This is a genomic window from Klebsiella sp. GFKo11 (genome assembly GCF_056490265.1).
This window is the reverse complement of sequence record NZ_CM151369.1, coordinates 4,552,726-4,574,911: the sequence shown is the minus strand read 5'-3', so window position 1 is coordinate 4,574,911 and position 22,186 is coordinate 4,552,726. Positions and strand designations below refer to the sequence as shown.

Here is a 22,186-nt window from a genome sequence, read left to right as displayed (position 1 = left end):
AAACAACACAAAAAACGATGATATTTCGGCTGAGGAAAAAGTGATGGCGATGAGGTGTTTGGGCTGGATATAAATAAGAAAGTGTTTTTATAACAAAGAGATGATGATGCAAATGATGCCTGATGATGTCCCGGCGGCATGCGCCGGGACGATGATGCTAACCAAAGAGCGTTGATAACCGTTGCAGCACCAGCAGGGCGCTGTAGTAATCAAGGCGGAAGGTTTCGGTCCCCAGCGGATAAACGCGTTTTCCTTCGACCGCAGGAAGATGCGACAGCAGCGGGTTGGCGTAAATCGCATCGGCGTCTTTTTGGTCACCGGCGAACAGGAACAGGCTCTTGCCGTTAAGCCCGGCGGCTAAATTCTCCCCACCCAACTGCACAATATCATGGCGTTTCCCCTGGCTCTGGCTGGCATGTAGCCCGGCGGGCAGGTCGGCGAGGGTAAAGCCCAGCTGTTCGAGCATCTGTCCCTGAGCGGATTCTTTGGTCCAGATATTGGCGCTGTGGGCCGCTGCGGTGTAGACCAGCGCGGTGACTGGCTGCGGCGGCAGCTGCATTTTCTCTTTTAGCGCCGCCAGCTTCTTATCAAATTCAGCAATTCTCCCGGCGGCCTGTTTTTCATGACCGGTGATATTCCCCAATTGCGTCAGCAGCGCCTGCCAGCTTTTATCATCGTAGTTAATGATGAGCGTCGGGGCGATGGTGGAAAGCTGATCGTAGAGCGTCATTGCCGAATCACCGCCGGTGGCGCTAATCAGTATCAGGTCCGGCATCTGGGCTGCAACGGCTTCGGCGCTCGGCTCGCCAATATAAAGTCGCGACAATTTGCGTTCTTTCGCCACATCGCTCCACTGACGCAGAAAACCCTGACTATCGGCGACGCGGTTATTGGGCGTGGTGGCCCCGCTGGCTACGACTGGCGCGTCAATTGCCAGTAGCGAGCCGGTTAGCGTTACGCTGGTGGAGACAATGCGCAGCGGCTGGCTTTCCAGCGTATGTGTTCCGCGGCTGTCGGTAATCTGGCGCGGCCAGTCTGCCGCCAGCGCTGAGCTAATTCCTAAAATCGCCAGACCGCTGGCGAAGAGAGTACGGCGGCAAAAAGTGGAGAAATTCACGTATTCGCATCCTGATTAAGTTGTGATAAATGCTTCTCATTTTCAGCTTTGCGCCGCGTGGATGCAAGTCTAAGTAGCACAACATGCTATCTGTACGGTTGACATGTAGAGCAATACCTTTTAGGTTAGCCAACCAAAATATAAATGATAATTATTCGTAATATCTTTATCGTTTTTTGGAGGATGATATGGAAACGTCTTTGGCTGAGGATGTTCGGGAGAAAAAAATGACCCTGTCGCCGGAAAGCTTCTTCTTTATGTCGCCGTACCGCAGTTTCAGAACGTCTGGCTGCTTTAGCCGCTTTTCGCATCCCGCCGCCGATGGCGACAATCTGGCCGGTGATTTCCAGAGCAAGATGGCGGCTGCGTTTAAAGAGGCGCGTGCTGCGGGGATTGCAAAGCCAGTGATGGTTGGCGCTATCCCGTTTGATACCAACGAGCCGTCCGAGCTGTTCATCCCTGAGCGCTGGGAAGACTTTTCTCGCACCGAAAAACAGCAGTCCGCGCGTTATGCATCAAGCCAGACGCCAATGGACGTGGTGCAGCGTCGGGAAATTCCCGAGCAGGACACCTTTATGGCGATGGTTGAGCGCGCAGCGGCCCTGACCGCGACGCCGGAAGTGGACAAAGTTGTCTTGTCGCGCCTGATTGATATCACCACTCGCGAACGGGTTGATAGCGGGGCGCTGCTTGAGCGCCTGATCGCCCAGAACCCGGCCAGCTTTAACTTTCACGTGCCGTTATCAGACGGCGGCGTGCTGCTGGGCGCCAGCCCGGAACTGCTGCTGCGTAAAGAAGGGGCGCATTTTAGCTCGGTGCCGTTGGCCGGTTCGGCCCGCCGTCAGCCGGACGATGTGCTGGATCGCGAAGCGGGGCATAAGCTGCTGGCGTCGGCAAAAGACCGTCATGAGCACGACCTGGTGACTCAGGCGATGAAAGCCGTATTAACGCCGCGCAGCAGCGAACTCTCTCTGCCGGACTTCCCGCAACTGACCACTACGCCAACCCTGTGGCATCTGGCGACGCAGATTCAGGGGACCGCGCTGGCAAAAGAAAACGCCATGTCGCTCGCCTGCCTGCTGCACCCGACGCCAGCGCTGAGCGGTTTCCCGCATCAGGTGGCGAAACGCCTGATTAACGAACTGGAGCCGTTTGACCGCCAGCTGTTTGGCGGCATTGTCGGCTGGTGCGATGACGAAGGTAACGGCGAGTGGGTGGTGACGATTCGCTGCGCCCGTCTGCATCAGCACACGTTGCGCCTGTTTGCTGGCGCAGGCATCGTCCCGGCCTCTTCGCCGCTGGGCGAGTGGCGCGAAACCGGCGTCAAATTGACTACCATGCTGAACGTATTCGGCTTGCAATAAGGGATTATGATGATTGAATTTAATCGCTGGCCGGAAGATTTTGCGGCCCGCTATCGGCAAAAAGGTTACTGGCAGGATCTGCCGCTCACCAATCTGATTACTCGCCATGCGGAAAACGACGCCATCGCGATTATCGAAGGCGACAAGCAGTACAGCTATCGCGAATTCAACCGTCTGGTGGATAACCTTGGCTTCTCGCTACAACGTCAGGGCCTGAAGCGCGGCGAAACGGCGCTGGTGCAACTGGGTAACGTTGCGGAATTTTATATCACTCTGTTTGCGCTACTGCGTATTGGCGTTGCGCCGGTTAACGCGTTGTTCAGCCATCAACGTAGCGAGCTGAATGCCTATGCCACCCAGATTGAACCCGCGCTGCTGATTGCCGACCGCGAACACGCGCTGTTTGCTGGTGATGCTTTTCTTAACGCGTTTGTTGAGCAGCATCCGTCGGTACGCGTGGCGCTGCTGCTGAACGACAGCGGCGAGCAGAGCCTGACGGCGGCCATTGAACAACCGGCCGATAATTTCGTGGCGAATCCGACGCCTGCCGATGAAGTGGCGTTTTTCCAGCTTTCCGGCGGCAGTACCGGTACGCCGAAGCTGATACCGCGCACCCATAACGATTATGACTACAGCATTCGCCGCAGTAATGAACTGTGCGGTGTGAGCGCCGAAACGCGCTATCTGAACGCGCTTCCCGCCGCCCACAACTATGCGATGAGTTCTCCGGGTTCATTAGGTGTATTCCTTGCTGGTGGCGTGGTGGTGCTGGCGCATGACCCGAGCGCCACGCTGTGTTTCCCGCTGATTGAAAAACACCAAATCAACCTGACCTCGCTGGTGCCGCCTGCGGTGAGCTTGTGGCTACAGGAGATCCATGACTCCGGCAGCAATGCCCAGCTGCAATCGCTGCAGCTTTTACAGGTTGGCGGAGCGCGCCTGTCCGCGACGCTCGCCGCCCGTATTCCGGCGGAAATTGGTTGCCAGCTTCAGCAGGTCTTCGGCATGGCTGAAGGGCTGGTGAACTACACCCGCCTCAACGACAGCCCGGAGCGCATTATCAACACCCAGGGCTGCCCGATGTGCCCGGATGATGAAGTGTGGGTGGCCGATGCCGATGGTAATCCGCTACCGCGCGGTGAAGTGGGGCGCCTGATGACCCGTGGACCCTATACCTTCCGTGGCTACTACAAAAGCCCGCAGCACAACGGCGAAGCGTTTGATGCCGACGGTTTCTACTGCTCGGGCGATCTGATTTCGATCGACGAGGATGGTTACATCACCGTGCAGGGTCGGGAAAAAGATCAGATCAACCGCGGCGGTGAAAAGATCGCGGCGGAAGAGATCGAAAACCTGCTGCTGCGCCATCCTGCGGTGATCCACGTTGCGCTGGTCAGCATGGAAGACAGCCTGCTGGGCGAAAAAAGCTGTGCATATCTGGTGGTCAAAGAACCTCTGCGCGCGGTGGCGGTTCGCCGCTTCCTGCGTGAACAAGGGGTCGCAGAATTTAAACTTCCGGACCGCGTGGAGTGCGTTGACGCGCTGCCGCTGACGCCGGTGGGCAAAGTCGATAAAAAACAATTACGTCAGTGGCTGGCTGAACGCAAGCTGGGCTGAAGGAGAAGACAGAATGGCAATCCCTAAATTACAGGCTTACGCGCTGCCGGAAGCCAGCGATATCCCGGCGAACAAAGTGAACTGGGCATTTGAGCCGTCCCGTGCCGCGCTGTTAATCCACGATATGCAGGAATATTTCCTCAATTTTTGGGGCGAAAACAGCGCAATGATGGAGAAAGTGGTGGCCAACATCGCTGCCCTGCGCGATTTCTGCAAACAGAATAACATTCCGGTGTTTTACACCGCTCAGCCAAAAGAGCAGAGCGATGAAGACCGCGCGCTGCTGAACGATATGTGGGGGCCGGGCCTGACCCGCTCGCCGGAACAGCAGCAGGTGATCGCTGCACTTGCGCCGGACGACAACGACACCGTGCTGGTGAAGTGGCGCTACAGCGCATTCCATCGTTCACCGCTGGAAGAGATGCTGAAAGAAGCCGGTCGTGACCAGCTGATCATCACCGGTGTTTACGCCCATATCGGCTGTATGACGACGGCGACCGACGCGTTTATGCGCGATATTAAGCCGTTCTTCGTTGCCGATGCGCTGGCTGATTTCAGCCGTGAAGAGCACCTGATGGCGCTGAAATACGTCGCGGGTCGCTCCGGTCGGGTGGTGATGACCGAAGAGCTGCTGCCGCTACCGGCGTCGAAAGCCGCGCTGCGCGCGCTGGTGCTGCCGCTGCTGGATGAATCCGACGAGCCAATGGATGATGAAAACCTGATCGACTACGGTCTGGATTCGGTGCGCATGATGGCGCTGGCCGCCCGCTGGCGTAAGGTTCATGGCGATATCGACTTCGTGGTGCTGGCGAAAAATCCGACCATTGATGCCTGGTGGGCGCTGCTTTCCCGCGAGGTGAAATAATGGCTGGATTAGATTTTCACGGCCAGACCGTGTGGGTAACCGGCGCGGGCAAAGGCATCGGCTATGCGACCGCGCTGGCGTTTGTTGAGGCTGGCGCGACCGTGACCGGTTTTGACCTGGCGTTTGAAGGCGACAATTATCCTTTCGCTACCGAGACGCTGAACGTTGCCGATGCGCAGCAGGTGGCGCAGGTCTGCGGTCGTCTGCTGGATAATATCGAGCGACTGGATGTGCTGGTCAATGCCGCCGGGATTTTGCGCATGGGGGCGACCGATACGCTAAGTCTGGAAGACTGGCAGCAGACCTTCGCCGTCAACGTCGGCGGGGCGTTTAATCTGTTCCAGCAGACGATGGCGCAGTTTCGCCGCCAGAAGGGTGGGGCTATCGTCACCGTGGCCTCCGACGCCGCACATACCCCGCGCATTGGCATGAGCGCTTACGGCGCTTCGAAAGCGGCGCTGAAGAGCCTGGCGCTGACCGTCGGCCTTGAGCTGGCGGGCAGCGGCGTGCGCTGTAATCTGGTTTCTCCTGGATCGACCGATACCGATATGCAGCGCGCGATGTGGGTCAGCGACGACGCTGAACAGCAGCGTATTCGCGGTTTCGGCGAGCAGTTTAAGCTGGGCATTCCGCTAGGGAAAATCGCCCGTCCGCATGAAATTGCCAACACGATTCTGTTCCTTGCTTCTGGTCACGCCAGCCACATCACGCTGCAGGATATCGTGGTGGACGGTGGCTCAACGCTGGGGGCATGAATGGCCTGGAAACGTCAGCTGACGCTGGATGAGCTCAATGCGACCAGCGCGAATACGATGGTGGCGCATCTGGGTATCGTCTATACCCGGATTGAGGAGGGTATGCTGGAGGCCGAAATGCCGGTCGACGGCCGTACTCATCAGCCTTTTGGCTTGTTACACGGAGGCGCATCGGCGGCGCTGGCGGAAACCCTCGGCTCCATGGCCGGGTGGTTGATGACCGAAGAGGGCCAGTGCGTGGTGGGGACCGAGCTCAACGCCACCCATCACCGGGCGGTTTCCAGCGGCAAAGTGCGCGGCGAGTGCCGTCCGCTGCACCTCGGACGCCAGGGCCAGAGCTGGGAGATTGCCGTATTTGACGAGCGGGGCCGGCGCTGTTGTACCTGCCGTCTGGGGACGGCGGTCCTCGGCTGAGGAGACGCCTGTTCCCGGCTTGCGGTGTGAACGCCTTAGCCGGGCTACGGGCTACCGTGGCAGCTGTGCGGAATATTGTCCCGGAGGCGATGCTGCGCATCTGTCCGGGCTACGGGACCGTGCGGTTTGGTGGCTGTCGGGTGGGGTAGCCCGGACAGGCGCAACGCGCCGCCTCCGGGAAACACATCGTGGTGCAGCTACAGAATATCCATCTCCATTTTCATTCATTTTCCTGCCAGAAGTGATCTCGCTAGCAATGTGAGATAAATCATTGCCGTCAGGCGACATCTGCATCGTTTCTAAGTTGTTAAAATCCATATTGTGTTCTAGAAACAAATTGTAACATCCTGATTACCCTACCTGTGGAACACAATGATGAATAATTCAGGGAAATACCTTATCTGGACACTGCTCTCCGTTATCGGAGCCTTTGCCCTTGGTTATATCGCGTTAAACCGGGGTGAACAGATCAACGCGCTATGGATTGTCGTCGCGGCAGTCTGCGTGTATCTGATCGCCTATCGTTTCTATGGCCTGTATATCGCAAAAAACGTGCTGGGAGTTGACCCGACGCGGATGACGCCTGCGGTGCGTCACAACGACGGTCTCGACTATGTCCCGACCGACAAAAAAGTGCTGTTCGGTCACCATTTTGCGGCGATTGCCGGAGCAGGCCCGCTGGTCGGGCCGGTGCTGGCAGCGCAAATGGGCTACCTGCCGGGGATGATCTGGATCCTCGCGGGCGTAGTGCTGGCCGGGGCGGTGCAGGACTTTATGGTGCTGTTCGTCTCTACCCGACGCGACGGGCGTTCGCTTGGCGAGCTGGTCAAGGAGGAGATGGGGCCAACCGCTGGGGTACTGGCGCTGGTGGCCTGTTTTATGATCATGGTGATTATCCTCGCGGTACTGGCGATGATCGTGGTGAAAGCGTTGACCCACAGCCCGTGGGGGACTTACACCGTGGCCTTCACCATCCCGCTGGCGATATTTATGGGTATCTATATTCGCTATCTGCGCCCGGGTCGCATCGGCGAAGTGTCGGTGATTGGCCTGGTGATGCTGGTATTCGCCATTATCTCCGGCGGCTGGGTGGCGGAAAGCCCAACCTGGGCACCGTGGTTTGATTATACCGGCGTACAGCTGACCTGGATTCTGGTGGGCTATGGCTTTATCGCCGCCGTCCTGCCGGTGTGGCTGCTGCTGGCACCGCGCGACTACCTCTCCACTTTCCTGAAAATCGGCACCATCGTCGGTCTGGCGATCGGTATCCTGATTATGCGCCCAACCCTGACGATGCCCGCGCTGACCAAGTTTATTGATGGCACCGGTCCGGTCTGGAGCGGCAGTATGTTCCCGTTCCTGTTTATCACTATCGCCTGCGGTGCGGTCTCCGGCTTCCATGCCCTGATCGCCTCCGGCACCACGCCGAAAATGCTGGCTAACGAAGGTCAGGCCTGCTTTATCGGCTACGGCGGTATGCTGATGGAGTCCTTCGTGGCGATTATGGCGCTGGTGGCGGCCTGTATTATCGACCCGGGCGTCTACTTCGCCATGAACAGCCCGATGGCAGTGCTGGCTCCGGCGGGCGTCACCGATGTGGTGGCATCGGCGGCGCAGGTGGTGAGCAGTTGGGGCTTTACCATTACGCCTGATACCCTCAGCCAGATAGCTAAAGAAGTGGGTGAGCAGTCGATTATCTCCCGTGCGGGCGGCGCGCCGACGCTAGCGGTGGGGATGGCCTACATCCTGCACGGCTCGCTGGGCGGGCTGATGGACGTCTCCTTCTGGTATCACTTTGCGATTTTGTTTGAGGCACTGTTTATCCTCACGGCGGTGGACGCCGGGACGCGTGCAGCGCGCTTTATGCTTCAGGATCTGCTGGGAGTGATAAGCCCGGGGCTGAAGAAAACCAGTTCGCTTCCGGCTAACCTTCTGGCGACAGGGCTATGCGTACTGGCATGGGGTTACTTCTTGCATCAGGGCGTGGTCGACCCGCTCGGCGGCATCAACACCCTGTGGCCGCTGTTTGGTATCGCCAACCAGATGCTGGCAGGGATGGCGCTGATGCTCTGCGCGGTGGTACTGTTTAAGATGAAACGCCAGCGCTACGCGTGGGTGGCGCTGCTGCCAACGTCCTGGCTGCTGATTTGTACCCTGACGGCGGGCTGGCAGAAGTCGTTCAGCACCGATACCAAAGTCGGTTTCCTGGCGATTGCCAACAAGTTCCAGGCGATGATCGACAGCGGCAACATCCCGCCGCAGTACACCGAATCGCAGCTAGCGCAGCTGGTGTTTAATAACCGTCTGGACGCCGGTTTGACCATTTTCTTTATGGTGGTTGTGGTGGTGCTGGCGCTGTTCTCAATTAAAACCGCCATGGCGGCGCTGAAAGAAGACAAACCGACGGCGAAAGAGACACCGTACGAAGCGATGCCTGCTAACGCTGAAAGCCTGGTGACTCAGGCCAAGCGCGCGCATTAATAGAGTTAGCCCCTTTCCTTAATGGGAAAGGGGCAGTGGTTAGAGGTAAATATGTTCGATACCCTTTCGAAAGCAGGAAAATATTTAGGTCAGGCGGCGAAAATGATGATTGGCGTCCCGGATTACGACAATTACGTCGAGCACATTCGCGCCACTCACCCCGAGCAGACGCCGATGACCTACGAAGAGTTTTTCCGTGAACGCCAGGATGCGCGCTACGGCGGCAAAGGCGGGGCGAAGTGCTGTTAACCCTCTTTCGGCAGATACAGGCTGATTTGCTCCTGCGTGCAGCCGTATATTGCCGCCAGCTTTTCGCGGGTGCGCTTTTGCGGGCGGGAGTCGATAGCTTCTAGCTGGGAAACCGCAGACTGACTCACGCCAAGCTTATCGGCCACCTCCTGCTGCGACAGGCCGCGCAGGATACGCCAGGCAGCCTGCAGGCTGACTTTCTCACGATGCATGATGTCGCAGACGCTGTCAGGTAATGGGACATCGTCGAATTCATCAGATTCGTAGGGGACGTCTTCCCACTCTTCCTCTTTTTCATCATCGTATTCCGCCATTTTCAGACGCATCTGGAAGTATTCGTTATAGGGGATCACCACATATTGTGGGTTGCCCTCGTCATCCTTAATTAGTTGCACAGCCATAAGGCGTTGCCTCCTCGTGAAGATAGGTTGTTGAGGTTCTGCGCTTTATCGCGACGACATAGCAGCTTTCAGATATCCCCTCAAACTGTGTGAAGATGATTCGATAATCGCCTACACGCAATCGATAATGATCTTCGGGCGCCGACTGCTTGATTTTTTTAATGTCCGGAGCCGGTGCATTTTTATCATCCATGGTGCGTAGCTTTTCTTTGATTCTCTCCTGATAGCGGGAATCTATTGCGGCGAGCTGTTTTTCTGCGCTTTTCGACCAAAAAACGATCATCCTGACCTCCACTTTATGTCAAAGCTCATCATAAGTAAATAATAAGATTATAAGTAAATTTAAATTATCTTATAGGAGACGATAGTGCAGATTTTATGCGGAATAAAGACAGAAACATTAGCTTTGCGAGGCGACTCGAAAGCGCCTCCGCCGGGCGGCAGAGGCGAATAAAACGGGGGGGAATTAACCGGCGAAGCGTTCGACTTTTTCGAACGCCGCGCGCAGGGTTTCGGCATTCAGCTCAACCGGCAGGAAATGGATGGACTCCACCGGGCGCAGGGTATGAGCGATGACTTTATCCAGCTCCTGGCGATTGTTGATATCGACCTCCAGCGCTGCCAGGGTGGTCGGCAGGTTAAAGCGCTGATACGCCTGCACCAGCTGCGCCAGCACATCGTCCTGACCGAGCAGGGCGCTCTGTACCAGAATGCCGTAGGCGACTTTGGTTCCATGCAGATATTTCTCGGTCTGCGGCAGCACCGTCAGGCCATTGTGCACCGCATGGGCGGCGGCGACGCGAGTGTAGCGCTCGCCTAATCCGCCGACCATACCGCCGCCGGCGATAACCGCGTCTACCACATCGCGGAAAGCCTGAGTCAGCTCGCCGCGCTGCTGGTCAGCCAGCGCGGTTTCGCTGCTTTCCAGCAGCACATCGCGGATCGCCAGCGCGCCGTTGATGCCGAGGCGCACGGTGAGCGGCAGCGTCTCCGGCTGCGGGGCCAGCACCACCGCTTCATACCACTTCGCCAGCGTATCGCCGATACCCGCCAGCAGATATTCCGCCGGTGCGTTGAGGATAATCTGCGGCTCCACCAGCACGAGGAAGTTGGCGTCGTCGAAGATTTCAAACTGCAGCGCCTGACCGGCGTCGTTGTACCACACCGACAGCGGCGTCCACGCTGCGCAGGTGGCGGCGATGGTGGGGATCGCCACTACCGGCAGGCCGAGGCGGCGGGCCAGCGCTTTAGCGGTATCCAGTAACGCACCGCCGCCGACGCCAATCACCACTGACCGATCGTCACCAGACTCGCGGGCCAGTTCGCTGACGTCGCTTTCGCTGCAATGACCTTTAAATAAGATTCTTTTGGCTCCAGGAGCGTTAAACGCTTCCGGCAGGAAATCCTGCGCGCCAGCGATAGCCCGCTCGCCGTAAACCCATACCGCCCGTGAAAGCTGCTCTTCGCTATAAAAATCATACAGTCGGGCCAGGCTGCCGGGATGGGAGTAGTAGTTGGCGGGGCCGGGGACCACGCGGATATCGCTGTGACTCATAAATGCTGTCCTTGTTGTGTTTCGCTAACCTGATGTTATGTCTGGACATCCGGATGGCTAATATTATTTCGCTTTATCTTATGCCTTTTATGCATTTGTCAGTCAAGGGCGGCTATGAAAAATTCATTAAATCAGAAGATTAATCGACAGGGTACAGGGGATGACCGGCAATCGCCTTGAGATGCAAAACATTAGCCTGGCCTTTTCTGGCTTCCGGGCGCTGAGCAACGTGGCATTCACCCTGAAGGGTGGTTCGGTGCATGCGCTCACCGGGGCTAACGGCGCGGGAAAATCGACGCTAATGGCGGTGCTGTGCGGTACGCACGCGCATTACGAAGGCGAAGTGGTGATCAACAATCAGCCGGTGAGTATTCGCTCGCCGCGCGATGCCAAACAGCTGGGTATTCATCTGGTGCAGCAGGAGGTAGATGTTGCGCTGGTTCCGGGCCTGAGCATCGCCGAAAACATTATGCTCGACAGGCTGGCGGAACCCGGGATCGCCTTTCGCTGGGGACGACTGCGTCAACTGGCGCGCGAAGCGCTGACCCAGCTGGACGTCACCCTCGACGTGCGGCGTTCAATCGATAGCTGCACGCTGGCGGAAAAACAGCAAATCTTGCTGGCCCGCGCCCTGTCGCACCATTGCCGTTTTCTTATCCTCGACGAACCCACCGCGCCGCTGGACCAGAACGAAAGCGAACGCCTGTTTGCGGTGGTTCGCCGCCTGCAGCAGCAGGGGATTGGTGTGGTGTTTATCTCGCATCGCATTCATGAGCTGAAGGCGATTTGCGACACCCTGACGGTGCTGCGCGACGGTCGCCTGATTGAGAGCGGGCCGATGGCTGAACTGAGCGGCGAGCAGATCGTCGAGAAGATGCTCGGCCATGAGCTGAGCGATATCTTTCCGCCGAAGCGTCCGCCGCACAGCGATGAGGTGCTGCTGCAGGTTGAAGGGCTGCACGACGAAGGGTTGCTGCAGGATATCTCCCTGCGCCTGCGCAAGGGGGAAATTCTCGGTATTGCCGGGCTGGCCGGGGCCGGGAAAACGGAACTGTGCAAGGCGCTGTTTGGTGCCAGCAAAAGCCGCCTGACGCATGGAGAACTGAACAACCAGCCCTGGCGACCGCGCGATCCGGCGGATTCGGTGGCACGCGGTCTGGCGCTGGTGCCGGAAGAGCGGCGCAAAGAGGGGATTTTTATCGAGGAGCCGGTGGCGATGAATCTGGCAGTCAGCGCCGATAACAGTTTTTCCCGCTGGAGCCTGTTTGGTCATCGTCAGGCCTGGCGCTGGGCGGAAGAGGTGATTGCTCGCGTCGGTATTCGCACTTCCGGGCCGGCGCAGACCCTGCGCCGCCTCTCCGGCGGCAATCAGCAAAAGGTAGCGATTGGTAAATGGCTGCGTGGCAACGCCAACGTGCTGATTTTCGATGAGCCGACCAAAGGCGTCGATGTGAAAGCCAAAACGGATCTATTCCATCTGATTGATGGCCTGGCGCGGGAAGGCAAAGGGGTGATTTACGCCTCAGGCGAATTCTCTGAGCTGGTCGGCCTGTGCGATCGCATCTGTGTGCTGTGGGACGGACGCATCGTGGCGGAAATTCCGGGCGCAGAGGCCCGGGAAGAGAACATTCTTTATTACTCCACCGGAGGAGCAGCAGCGTGAGTAAGGCCCTGACAGTTAACGCGACGGTATCGGGCCGTCAGCGATTTTTTGATTTTCTCTACAAATGGGGCATGTTGCTGACCGTTGTTCTGCTGATCGCCGTTTTTGGCCTCGCCTCGGACAACTTCCTCGACCCGTTTAACATCATCAACATCCTGCGATCCATCGCCATCGTGACGGTGATCGCCATCGGCGTGTCGATATCGCTGACTATCGGCGGCTTTGATTTGTCGGTGGGATCAACCGCCTCGCTGGCCAACGCGCTGGTGATTTCGCTGTTCGTCTGGCACGGCTTTGGCACTACCGAGGCGATTCTTATCACCTTGGCGCTCTGTACTTTAGTCGGGCTATTTAACGCTTTTCTGATCGTGATCCTGCGTATTCCCGACATGCTGGCGACGCTTGCCAGCCTGTTTGTGATTCAGGGGGTGGCGATGACCTACAGCTACGGCGGATCAATCACCGAAAACATGGTGCTGCCGAGCGGCGATATGGCGGAAGGTGCGATTCCGGCAGCGTTTGGTTTACTGGGGCAGGTGCCGACTATCGTGATCATTATGCTGGTGGTGACCGTTATCGCCCAGCTGGCGCTCTCTTTTACCACTCACGGACGGCGGATGTACGCCATCGGCGGCAACCCGGAAGCGGCGCGCCTGTCCGGCCTGCGGATCACTCGCTACAAAGTGGCGGCCTACGTCATTGCTTCTCTGCTGGCAGGGCTGGGTGGCATTCTTCTGGCTTCGCGCATCGGTTCATCGCAGGTGAATGCCGGTAGCGGCTATCTGATGGATGCGGTCGCGGCGGCGTGGATCGGCTTTTCGCTGGCCGGTTCCGGTAAACCAAACGCACTCGGTACGCTGGTGGGGGCGGTGATTCTGGGCGTGCTCTCCAACGGCCTGGTGATGCTCTCGGTGCCGTATTACGCCATGGACATTATTAAAGGGCTGGTACTGGCTGGCGCACTGGCACTGACTTATTTTCAGCGCCGCACTTAAAATTTTACAGGGTAAACACTATGAAAAAGATAACGCTTTCACTCATCGCACTGGGGTTATTCAACTCTGCGGCGGCCTTTGCTGAAACCCCGACGCCGGTTCCGGCGGCGATTGCCGAACATAGCGGCCCGATTCGCATCGCGGTGATCCGTAATTTGGGCTCTGACGATAACACCACCCAGTTTGTCTCCGGGGCGATTCAGGAAGGTAAAAAGCTCGGTTTTAAAATCAGCACCTTCCTCAGCAACGGTGATGACGCTAAGTTTCAGGACTTCGTTAACCAGGCGATTAGTCAGAAATATGACGGCATTATTCTTTCCCAGGGACGCGACCCTTACGCCACCGCGCTGGTAAAAAAAGCCGTGGACGCGGGGATTAAAGTCTCGGTCTTCGATACCGCAGTCAACGGCGAAATTCCGGGCGTGACCGTCACCCAGCAGGATGACGCCTCGCTGACCGAACTCTCCTTTGGCCAACTGGTGAAAGACTTCAACGGCAAAGCCAATATCGTCAAGCTGTGGGTCGCAGGCTTCCCGCCGATGGAGCGCCGTCAGGCCGCTTACCAGACGCTGCTTAAGCAAAATCCCGGCATCAAGGAGTTGGAGTCGATTGGCGCCGTCTCTTCTGACGTGCAGGGCGATACCGCCAACAAAGTCGGCGCGATCTTAGCCAAATACCCAAAAGGCAAAATTGATGCTATCTGGGGCACCTGGGATGCCTTCAGCCAGGGCGCTTATAAAGCGCTGAAAGAGAATGGCCGCACTGAGATCAAGCTCTACAGCATCGATATTTCTAACCAGGATCTGCAACTGATGCGCGAATCCGGTAGCCCGTGGAAGGTGAGCGTGGCGGTGGATCCGAAGCTTATCGGCGCCACCAACGTGCGTCTGATCGCCAATAAGATTGCCGGTGAAGCGACTCCGGCAACCTACGACTTTAAAGCCGCGGCGATCCCACAGGCGCTGCTGGCGGCGCAGCCGGGAGCGGTGAACGTCGCCTCGCTGGGTAAAATTATTCCGGGCTGGGGCCAGACCGAAGACTTTATCACCCCGTGGTTCGCCACTCTGGAAGCGAAAAACAAATAATAGCGTCCGGTGGCTGTCTGGTGCCCTCACCCCGGCCCCCTCACACGGGGAGAGGGGGAAAACCAGCGCCACCCGGCAACAGGAGCTAACGTGACGGCATTACCCACCCCCGAATACAGCCGCAATATGCGGCTGATTGGGCATAGCGAACAGGGGGGACGCCCGGATGGCGTCCAGTTGATGGTGCACCGCGGCTTTGCTTACATCGGCCATATGGTGTCGCAAGGCTTTTCGGTGGTCGACGTGCGCGATCCGAAAAATCCGCGAACGGTCAATTACATTGCCGCGCCGCCCGGTACCTGGAACGTCCATTTGCAGGCCCATGACGATCTGCTGCTGGTAATCAACGCCCGGGATCTGTTTGCCGATACCCGCTTTGCCGACGAAAAGGTTTACTACACCCGCTCGGTGGGCGAGACGGTCAGCGACGTGCAGGATAAGGGCTGGAGCGCCGGACTGCGGGTTTTTGATATTTCGACGCCGGATAAACCGCGCGAAATCAGCTTCCTGTCGCTCAACGGGATCGGTATTCATCGGATCTGGTACGTCGGTGGACGCTGGGCCTACGTTTCCGCGCTGATCGACGGTTTTAGCGATTATATTTTCCTGACCATCGATCTGGCCGATCCGCGTAAACCTGAAGTCGCCGGGCGCTGGTGGCTGCCGGGGATGAATCAGGCGGCGGGGGAAACTCCGCACTGGCCCGAAGGTAAGCGCTATGCCCTGCATCACGCGATTATCGCCGGGGACACCGCCTACGGCAGCTGGCGCGACGGCGGCCTGACGCTGCTGGATGTCAAAGACCGCGCGCAGCCGAAGCTGATTAGCCATCGCAACTGGAGCCCGCCGTTTGGCGGCGGTACCCACACCGCTCTACCTCTACCGGACCGGGATCTGCTGGTGGTGCTTGATGAAGCGGTGCTGGATAACCAGCAGGATGGCGAGAAGCTGATCTGGCTGTTTGATATTCGCGACCCGACAAACCCGGTGAGCATCTCGACTTTCCCGCAGCCGGATGAGACCGACTATGTGGCGAAAGGGGCGCATTTCGGCCCGCATAACCTGCATGAAAACCGTCCCGGCAGCTTTGTCAGCTCAACGCTGATTTTTGCCACGTACCAGAATGCGGGCGTTCGCGCTTACGATATATCTAACCCTTATCGACCGGTGGAAACCGGGGCGCTGGTGCCTGCCGCTCCGGCAAAAATGATGGATACCCGCCCGGGCCGCCCGCGGGTGATTCAGTCTTGCGATGTGTTTGTTGATGCGCAGGGCATTATCTACAGCACCGATTACAACGGCGGGCTGTCGGTGATTGAGTATCTGGGGTAGGAATATTTCCCGGAGGCGGCGCGTTGCGCCTGTCCGGGCTACGGGTCTGTGCGGTTTGCGGGTTTTGTAGCCCGGACAGATGCGCAGCATCGCCTCCGGGGGAAGTGGGGAAATACCTGGAGGCGGCGCTTGATACTCATTAACCGTACTGGCGAATTCGCGCAATCAGCTCATCGACGCTGTCGATGCGATCGGCAAGCACAATCAGCGCTTTACCCAGCGTGATAGCGTGGCGCAGGCATTCATGGCGCATGGCTTCGTCCTGAATAGTGTCGATATCCGCCACGTGCGACAGCCCGACGCTGCGGCGAATCAGCTCGGTACCGCAGAAGCCAATAGCATCAGCCCACGCTTTCTTCAGGAACGTGGAGGCATAGCCGGGGTAAGCCAGCGCTGCATCGCGGGTTTTCTCCGCCGCCAGCGCCTGGAAACGCTCGGCGAAGGTATTCCAGAACTGCTGAATATCGTTCAGGCGCTGCTCGCGTGCGGCGGCGGCATCGCGAATACCTAAATGCCCTGGCAGGCCGCAGTAGTTGAGCAGCAGGTTGCCGATGGCGGTGCCGATATCAAAACCAATCGGCCCGAAATAACCGAACTCGGCGTCGATAGCTTTAAAGCTGCCTTCGGCGACGAATATCGAGCCACTATGGATATCGCCGTGCAGCAGCGCTTCAGCATGGGAGAAAAAGCGGTGCTTCAGCGCGGCAACCGCCAGCTTTAGCTGTGCATCGTCGCGCAGGGCGGCGACATCGGCTTCCAGCGCCGCGGGGTAGTTATTGCGCTCGTGAACCTGATACGGATCGTTAAAGAACAGGTCCTCGGTGATTTCGCACATCTCTGGGTTAATAAATTGTGCCACCTGGGCCTTTTTCTCATGCGGATGCAGATAAAAGTCGCTGGTGTGAAACAGCGCCTGGGCCAGGTATTCCCCCAGCTGGCTGGCGGCCTGCGGGTAGTAAACATTGTTAATCAGCTCGCCGCGCCAGATGCGATGATCGGAGAGATCTTCCATCACCATCACCGCCAGCTCGGGATCAAAATGCAGAATTTGTACCGTGTGCTGCGGGCAGTGCTGATAGTGAGCGACCAGGGTTTGCGCCTCAAGGCGGGCGCGGTCGAGCGTTAGCGGCCAGGACTCCCCGACGCAGCGCACGTAGGGTAAGGCCTGCTTAACGATAACCCGGCTGACGCCCTGGTTATCAAAAATTTTAAATACCAGATTGAGGTTGCCGTCGCCCACTTCCTGTGCGGACACCAGTTCTGACGGGTTATCGAGACCGCCAAATTGTTGTGCGTAAGCCACCGCATCGGTGGCGGTGAAAGTATGGTATTGCGACATTGCCTTGATCCTCAAAATTCTGATTAAGCCGTTCAGACGTCTATACTTCTGGATTCCATCCTGACACAATGTGATACAACAACGCAACAGGGATTTAACTAAATGCAGACACTACAGACCACCAGCCTGCGGGTAAGCGAAAATCAGCTCTTTATTCTTGACCAGCAGGCTCTACCGCAGGAAAAACGCTGGCTGGCGGCGGATAACGTGGCGCTGCTGGTGGACCACATTCACGCCCTACGGGTGCGCGGCGCGCCGTTGATTGGCCTTTCCGCCAGCCTGCTGCTGGCGCTGTTGGGGAAGCGCGGTCTGACCCGTGATGAGCTGACTCAGGCGCTGGAGACGCTGCGCGCGGCGCGTCCGACGGCGGTGAACCTGATGAACAATCTCGATCGCATGAAGCTGGCGCTGGCGGAAGAGAATTATCCCCAGGCGCTGGAAGCGGAAGCGCTGCGCCTGATCGCTGAAGATAAGCAGCTTTGCGCCCATATTGCCGAAGCGGGCAGCGCGCTGGTCACGCCGGGCAGCCGCCTGCTAACCCACTGCAATACCGGCGGTCTGGCGACGGCAGGGGTGGGTACCGCGCTGGGGGTGATTGCGCTGGCGCACGAGCAGGGGAAAGTGGCGAACGTATGGGTGGATGAAACGCGTCCTCTGTTACAGGGCGGACGCCTCACCGCCTGGGAGCTGGGTGAGCTGGGCGTGCCGTATCGGTTGATTACCGATTCGATGGCCGCCAGCCTGATGGCGCAGGGGCAGGTCGATGCGGTTTGGGTCGGCGCTGACCGTATTGCGGCTAACGGCGACGTGGCGAATAAAATCGGCACCTATTCGCTGGCGGTGCTGGCGAAGTATCACCAGATCCCGTTTTATGTGGCTGCGCCGCAGACCACCCTTGACCGTCATTGTCCGAACGGCGCAGCGATCCCGATTGAGCAGCGGGCGGCGGCGGAAGTGACCGGCGTCGCTGGAAGTTTTGGCGCGGTGCAGTGGGCGCCGAAAGACGCGGCAGTCTACAACCCAGCGTTTGACGTGACGCCCGCCGCGCTGATTAGCGGCTGGGTGCTGGATACTGGCGTGGTGACCCCGGCGCGGGTTGCAGCCGGGGCGTTCAAGCCAGAAAAGGCCTGAATCAAAACGCGAAGCGGCCTTCGCGGCTTCGCATATCAATATTGCCCGGTGGCGGCTGGCGCCTTACCGGGCCTGCGGGAGTGATGCCCGGTTTGATATATGAATCGCGTGCCAGCCGCCAACTGACAAGCGTGCGGGCACGATAATTAAATCATGGCAGCACCATCTCTATCGGCGGAGCGGACTGCCGGTCGATATGCTGGCCCAGCGCCGTCAGCGCCGCCTGGTAAGGGCACAGCGTCCCGACATCAGTCGTCTGGCAACCCGCCTGACGCCACTCCTGGCGCAGCATCGGGTGCTGGCTATCCGGCGTTTGCAGACGGCGTAAATCGTCCAGACTTTGCGCCTGGAAGTAGACGCGCAGGTAGCGTTGACCGCTGTGGGTATCGCGCCAGCGTTCCAGCACCAGGCTGCTGCCCGGCGGGATATTGCCGCGGCTGTATCCCGGTAGCTGCCAGCTAAAATCCATCAGCGTGCGCACCATGGCGATATTGGTGTCGTGGGCCAGCAGCAGCAGCCAGCGCACGTTCGGTGTTGCGTCTTCTTTTACCCCTTCAAGCATGGCGTTGAGCAGAATCGACCCGCGTTTTTGCGCGGTATAAAAAACGTCGTTGCTCAGGTCGTAGTTTTCCGTGAGCAGCGGCAGCAGGGCGGTTATCTGGCTGGCACGGGTGATGTTGCCCCACGCCAACTGGCTGAGCGGTAGGTTTTCGCTCCAGCCCAGGCGCAGCGTCTCGACCATATTAGCCATCACGCTCAGCCCGCTAATCGACGTTTTACCGCTTTTACTCTGCTCAATTTGCCACGGCAGCTCGAACACCGGGCAGGGCTTATCGGGAACGCAGACCGCGTTTTTCAGTAGCTGAATCGCCGGAGCCAGCGCCTGCCGACGTTTTGCCAGATCTCCGGCTTTCGCTTTCACCTCCGCCAGCTGGCGAGCGGGGTCGGTTTGCGTGGCGGCAAACTTATCGGTCTGAAACAGCGGGTCGGCGTCGGTGCTGACGTGATGAATCTCTACGCCGCAGCCGGGAAATGCGCCATCAACCAGCGCTTGTGCGGTGGCTCGCGTGCGCTGCAAGGGGCTGGCGCGAACGTAAATCTCTCCGCTCGCCGGGCAGCCCGCCGTCAGCAGGCCGAGCTGGCGATAGTGTGCGCCTTCTTCGCGCCCTTTATTCACCACCGCGGCATAGCCATGGCCGGTCAATTCGCCGTCGTGAGTGGTCCACTGAGTCCACGGGCGCTGGGTTGCCGCCTCGATGGCCTCCCGGTTGCCTGGGGTTGGCGGGCGAATACCATGGCGGCTGAGTTCAACCACTTTTTCCAGTTGATATTGCGCAGCAGCGTGGCCCGGGGCCGCCAGCAGCGGCAGGGCGCAGGCAAGCAGCAGGCGTAGCAAAACCTGATGTCGTACAGGCATCATAAGATCTTCCTTATGGGTTAAAGGGTTATGAAGAGAATGAAGTCTGACGTTCTATCGCGTGTCGCCTGGCGACAATCGCGGCGGTGGTAAAACAGAATAGCGCGGACATCAGGCCGGTGCCCACCCAAAACAGCGACAGCGTACTGAAGTCGTACAGCGTTTTACCGTTTTCGATAATTGCCGTTTTGTCGATGATTATCCCGGTCAGAAACTCGCCGAGGCCGGCCCCCGCGTAGCTGGCGATGCCGATGGTGCCGAGCGCTGCGCCTGCGGCTTTGCGCGATGAGATATCGACGGCAATTAATCCGCCGAGGAAGCAGGTCAATGCGCCGATGGTCGCGCCGAAAATAATCATCGCCAGAATATCGCTGTAGTAGCCGTGCGGCGACCAGAGCATTAGCGCGAAGCCTGCGGTGTTGAGCAGGCTGATAAACCCGGCCATCACGCTGCGGTTACGCGGGAAGAAGCGATCGGAGAGCATCCCGGCGATAATGGTTCCGGCAATCCCGGCAATGGCGTTGACCCCGACAATGCCTGACGCCTCCAGGGTGGAATAGCCTTTATCCTGCTCAAGGAAGAAGATCCCCCACGAGTTCACCGCATAGCGGTCGATATACATAAACGCCGAGGCCAGCGCCAGCGTCCACAAGGCCGGATTGCGCAGCGCCAGCAGCTGGTTTTTAAACACCGAGCCGCGCGCTTCGGTCTCCTCCAGCGGTTCATCGCGAATCACGTTGATTGACGGAAAGCCGCTGCTTTGCGGGGAGTCGCGCATAAACAGCAGGAGCAGCACCACCCCGGCAGCGCCGAGCGCGGCGGTTGAGAGATAGCCCATCTGCCAGCCAAACCCGGCAATCACCGCCGCGATCACCATATAGGTCATCGCTTCGCCGATGTTATGCGCCGTTGACCAGATGGCGTAAAAGGTGCCCCTCTCTTTACAGCCGTACCAGCGCGCCAGCGACACCGCGCACGGGCCGACACCCATCGACTGCGCCCAGCCGTTGATCCCCCAGAAGATGGCCAGCAGCATGGCATTGGTGGTCATTCCCATCATCAGGTTCATCCCGGCGCTCAGCAGCAGCCCGAGGCTCATATAGCGCACCACGTTGGCATGATCGGCGATAAAACCGTTCACCAATTTGCCGATGGCGTAGCTAAAAAACAGCGTTGAGCCGATCATGCCAAGCTCGGTCGGAGTTATGCCAAGCTCAACCAGCGCGCTCTTGGCGACGGTAAACGACAGTCGGCAAACATAGAACGTGACGTACGCCAGGGTCATGGCAATAAAGGTTTGCCAGCGCACGCTGCGAAAGCGCTGCTCGTTGAACTCTCCGCCCGTTTTGGGCGGCGAAGCGCGAAAAAATGCGATAATTCCAGACATTGTGTTATCTCCGAAGGTCGGAGGCCTGACTGATTAGTGTGGTTCATCCTTGAGGGTTCATTTTCGTTGTGTAGAGTACATAATCAGATAAAGCCTGACCCCATACGGGTTAAGGTAATGGGTGGCAAAGCATGTTTTTTAATTGTGGGTAGAGCGTTTTACTGGCCAGCAGCAGCGGGTTGCCATTGCGAATGCCATCCGCTGCCAGGTAGTCGTTGGTGAGGCCGCCTGCTTCGCGCATCAGCACCAGCCCCGGCAGGCCATCCCACGGATTCATATGCGGTTCGTAGTAGCCGATTAAGCGTCCCGCCGCCGCCCACGCGCTCATTAATGCCCCGGATCCGTTGCGGATAAACATGCCGCCGTCGCTGAGCAGTGCATCGAGGAAAGGCAGGAAGAGAGCAGGCGTCACGCGGTGTGAGGTGCCGACGCCCATGACTCCCTCTTTGACCGTGGTTGCCGGATGCGGCGTGATAGGCGCGTCATTGAGCCACGCGCCCTGGCCTTTCAGAGCGTGGAACAGCTCGCGATGGTTGGGGTCATACACCACGCCGATAACCGGTTCGCCGTCGGCGACAATAGCCAGCGAAAGACACCAGGTATGCAGGCCGTTAAGAAAGCAGCTGGTGCCGTCGATAGGATCGACCACCCACAGCACGCGGGCGTCGGGCATCTGCGTTCCGCTCTCCTCGCCAAGAAAACCATCCTGTGGGAACGCGCCGATAATGCGTTGCTTAACAAACTCTTCGACCCGCTTATCGGCGATGCTGACCACATCCTGTAGGTCATCGCCTTTGTGATCCACCGCCAGCCGGTCACGCTGTTGATAGTATTCGAAAGCTAATTCCGCACCGGCCTTAGCCAGCTCGCAGGCCAGGTGATAGCGGGCTTGCAGAGCATCTGATTCCAGGGGTTTCATGCTTATTCTCCATTTTTGCACACGTGTGCATTTTGCGTGTAAAAAATAGCCCCGAAGGGCGAAATGAGTGTGGAGGGATCTTAAAGATTATTCTGTGATC

The 22,186-nt window shown here is 58.3% G+C and carries 20 protein-coding genes; 12 read left to right on the top strand and 8 right to left on the bottom strand.

Going from position 1 to position 22,186, the window contains the following annotated elements; all coding sequences use genetic code 11:
• Positions 1-157 precede the first annotated feature (157 nt).
• On the bottom strand, positions 158-1,117 hold the full coding sequence (fepB, locus tag AC07P6_RS22155; RefSeq protein ID WP_304256912.1) for a Fe2+-enterobactin ABC transporter substrate-binding protein: 960 nt from the start codon (positions 1,115-1,117) through the stop codon (positions 158-160).
• A 188-nt stretch (positions 1,118-1,305) separates the two neighbouring features.
• On the opposite strand from fepB, the gene entC reads away from it, so the two are divergent.
• The 7 genes from entC to AC07P6_RS22120 all read left to right on the top strand — a co-directional run bounded on the left by entC (position 1,306) and on the right by AC07P6_RS22120 (position 8,862).
• Positions 1,306-2,481, top strand: a complete 1,176-nt coding sequence (gene entC, locus AC07P6_RS22150; RefSeq protein ID WP_478314689.1) for an isochorismate synthase EntC — start codon at positions 1,306-1,308, stop codon at positions 2,479-2,481.
• A 9-nt stretch (positions 2,482-2,490) separates the two neighbouring features.
• Positions 2,491-4,098 carry a (2,3-dihydroxybenzoyl)adenylate synthase EntE gene (gene entE / locus AC07P6_RS22145; RefSeq protein WP_478317062.1) on the top strand — a complete coding sequence of 536 codons (1,608 nt, stop codon included), beginning with the start codon at positions 2,491-2,493 and terminating at the stop codon, positions 4,096-4,098.
• Between the two features lie 13 nt (positions 4,099-4,111).
• Positions 4,112-4,963, top strand: a complete 852-nt coding sequence (gene entB / locus AC07P6_RS22140; protein ID WP_182237043.1) for an enterobactin biosynthesis bifunctional isochorismatase/aryl carrier protein EntB — start codon at positions 4,112-4,114, stop codon at positions 4,961-4,963.
• A complete protein-coding gene (entA, locus tag AC07P6_RS22135; protein WP_478314687.1) occupies positions 4,963-5,718 on the top strand; it encodes a 2,3-dihydro-2,3-dihydroxybenzoate dehydrogenase EntA in 756 nt (251 codons plus the stop codon). Before entB ends, entA begins: the two co-directional genes overlap by 1 nt.
• Positions 5,719-6,132: a proofreading thioesterase EntH gene (entH, locus tag AC07P6_RS22130; RefSeq protein ID WP_478314685.1), complete on the top strand. Its 414-nt coding sequence runs from the start codon at positions 5,719-5,721 to the stop codon at positions 6,130-6,132.
• Between the two features lie 375 nt (positions 6,133-6,507).
• Positions 6,508-8,613, top strand: coding sequence for a pyruvate/proton symporter CstA (gene cstA, locus AC07P6_RS22125; RefSeq protein WP_478317061.1), 2,106 nt, complete (start codon positions 6,508-6,510; stop codon positions 8,611-8,613).
• A 51-nt stretch (positions 8,614-8,664) separates the two neighbouring features.
• Complete coding sequence (locus tag AC07P6_RS22120; protein WP_004130340.1) at positions 8,665-8,862, top strand: YbdD/YjiX family protein; 198 nt, start codon at positions 8,665-8,667, stop codon at positions 8,860-8,862.
• Here the strand turns inward: AC07P6_RS22120 and AC07P6_RS22115 are convergent.
• The 3 genes from AC07P6_RS22115 to AC07P6_RS22105 form a co-directional block, all read right to left on the bottom strand.
• On the bottom strand, positions 8,859-9,263 hold the full coding sequence (locus AC07P6_RS22115; RefSeq protein WP_110273283.1) for a helix-turn-helix domain-containing protein: 405 nt from the start codon (positions 9,261-9,263) through the stop codon (positions 8,859-8,861). The two genes, AC07P6_RS22120 and AC07P6_RS22115, sit on opposite strands and share 4 nt — an antisense overlap.
• Positions 9,244-9,546, bottom strand: coding sequence for a type II toxin-antitoxin system RelE family toxin (locus tag AC07P6_RS22110; protein WP_478314683.1), 303 nt, complete (start codon positions 9,544-9,546; stop codon positions 9,244-9,246). Before AC07P6_RS22110 ends, AC07P6_RS22115 begins: the two co-directional genes overlap by 20 nt.
• Before the next feature lie 183 nt (positions 9,547-9,729).
• Positions 9,730-10,818, bottom strand: coding sequence for an oxidoreductase (locus AC07P6_RS22105; protein WP_478314681.1), 1,089 nt, complete (start codon positions 10,816-10,818; stop codon positions 9,730-9,732).
• A gap of 160 nt (positions 10,819-10,978) precedes the next feature.
• On the opposite strand from AC07P6_RS22105, the gene AC07P6_RS22100 reads away from it, so the two are divergent.
• From AC07P6_RS22100 to AC07P6_RS22085, 4 genes are all read left to right on the top strand, one after another.
• The gene (locus AC07P6_RS22100; protein ID WP_478314679.1) at positions 10,979-12,481 is read left to right on the top strand and encodes a sugar ABC transporter ATP-binding protein; all 1,503 of its coding nucleotides are present in this window, start codon (positions 10,979-10,981) and stop codon (positions 12,479-12,481) included.
• Positions 12,478-13,476, top strand: a complete 999-nt coding sequence (locus AC07P6_RS22095; RefSeq protein WP_142514795.1) for an ABC transporter permease — start codon at positions 12,478-12,480, stop codon at positions 13,474-13,476. Before AC07P6_RS22100 ends, AC07P6_RS22095 begins: the two co-directional genes overlap by 4 nt.
• 20 nt (positions 13,477-13,496) lie before the next feature.
• Positions 13,497-14,561, top strand: coding sequence for a sugar ABC transporter substrate-binding protein (locus AC07P6_RS22090; protein WP_478314677.1), 1,065 nt, complete (start codon positions 13,497-13,499; stop codon positions 14,559-14,561).
• Between the two features lie 90 nt (positions 14,562-14,651).
• Positions 14,652-15,893 carry an LVIVD repeat-containing protein gene (locus AC07P6_RS22085; protein ID WP_478314675.1) on the top strand — a complete coding sequence of 414 codons (1,242 nt, stop codon included), beginning with the start codon at positions 14,652-14,654 and terminating at the stop codon, positions 15,891-15,893.
• 139 nt (positions 15,894-16,032) lie between these two features.
• On the opposite strand, the gene mtnK is transcribed toward AC07P6_RS22085, so the two are convergent.
• Positions 16,033-17,232: an S-methyl-5-thioribose kinase gene (gene mtnK / locus AC07P6_RS22080; protein ID WP_478314673.1), complete on the bottom strand. Its 1,200-nt coding sequence runs from the start codon at positions 17,230-17,232 to the stop codon at positions 16,033-16,035.
• A gap of 102 nt (positions 17,233-17,334) precedes the next feature.
• Between mtnK and mtnA the strand changes: the two genes are divergently transcribed.
• Complete coding sequence (mtnA, locus tag AC07P6_RS22075) at positions 17,335-18,363, top strand: S-methyl-5-thioribose-1-phosphate isomerase (protein ID WP_478314671.1); 1,029 nt, start codon at positions 17,335-17,337, stop codon at positions 18,361-18,363.
• 151 nt (positions 18,364-18,514) lie between these two features.
• Here mtnA and AC07P6_RS22070 read toward each other — a convergent pair whose 3' ends face one another.
• The 3 genes from AC07P6_RS22070 to AC07P6_RS22060 form a co-directional block, all read right to left on the bottom strand.
• Positions 18,515-19,783: a histidine-type phosphatase gene (locus tag AC07P6_RS22070; RefSeq protein WP_478314669.1), complete on the bottom strand. Its 1,269-nt coding sequence runs from the start codon at positions 19,781-19,783 to the stop codon at positions 18,515-18,517.
• A gap of 25 nt (positions 19,784-19,808) precedes the next feature.
• On the bottom strand, positions 19,809-21,167 hold the full coding sequence (locus AC07P6_RS22065; protein ID WP_478314667.1) for an MFS transporter: 1,359 nt from the start codon (positions 21,165-21,167) through the stop codon (positions 19,809-19,811).
• A 109-nt stretch (positions 21,168-21,276) separates the two neighbouring features.
• Positions 21,277-22,086, bottom strand: a complete 810-nt coding sequence (locus tag AC07P6_RS22060) for an inositol monophosphatase family protein (protein WP_478314665.1) — start codon at positions 22,084-22,086, stop codon at positions 21,277-21,279.
• Positions 22,087-22,186 lie beyond the last annotated feature (100 nt).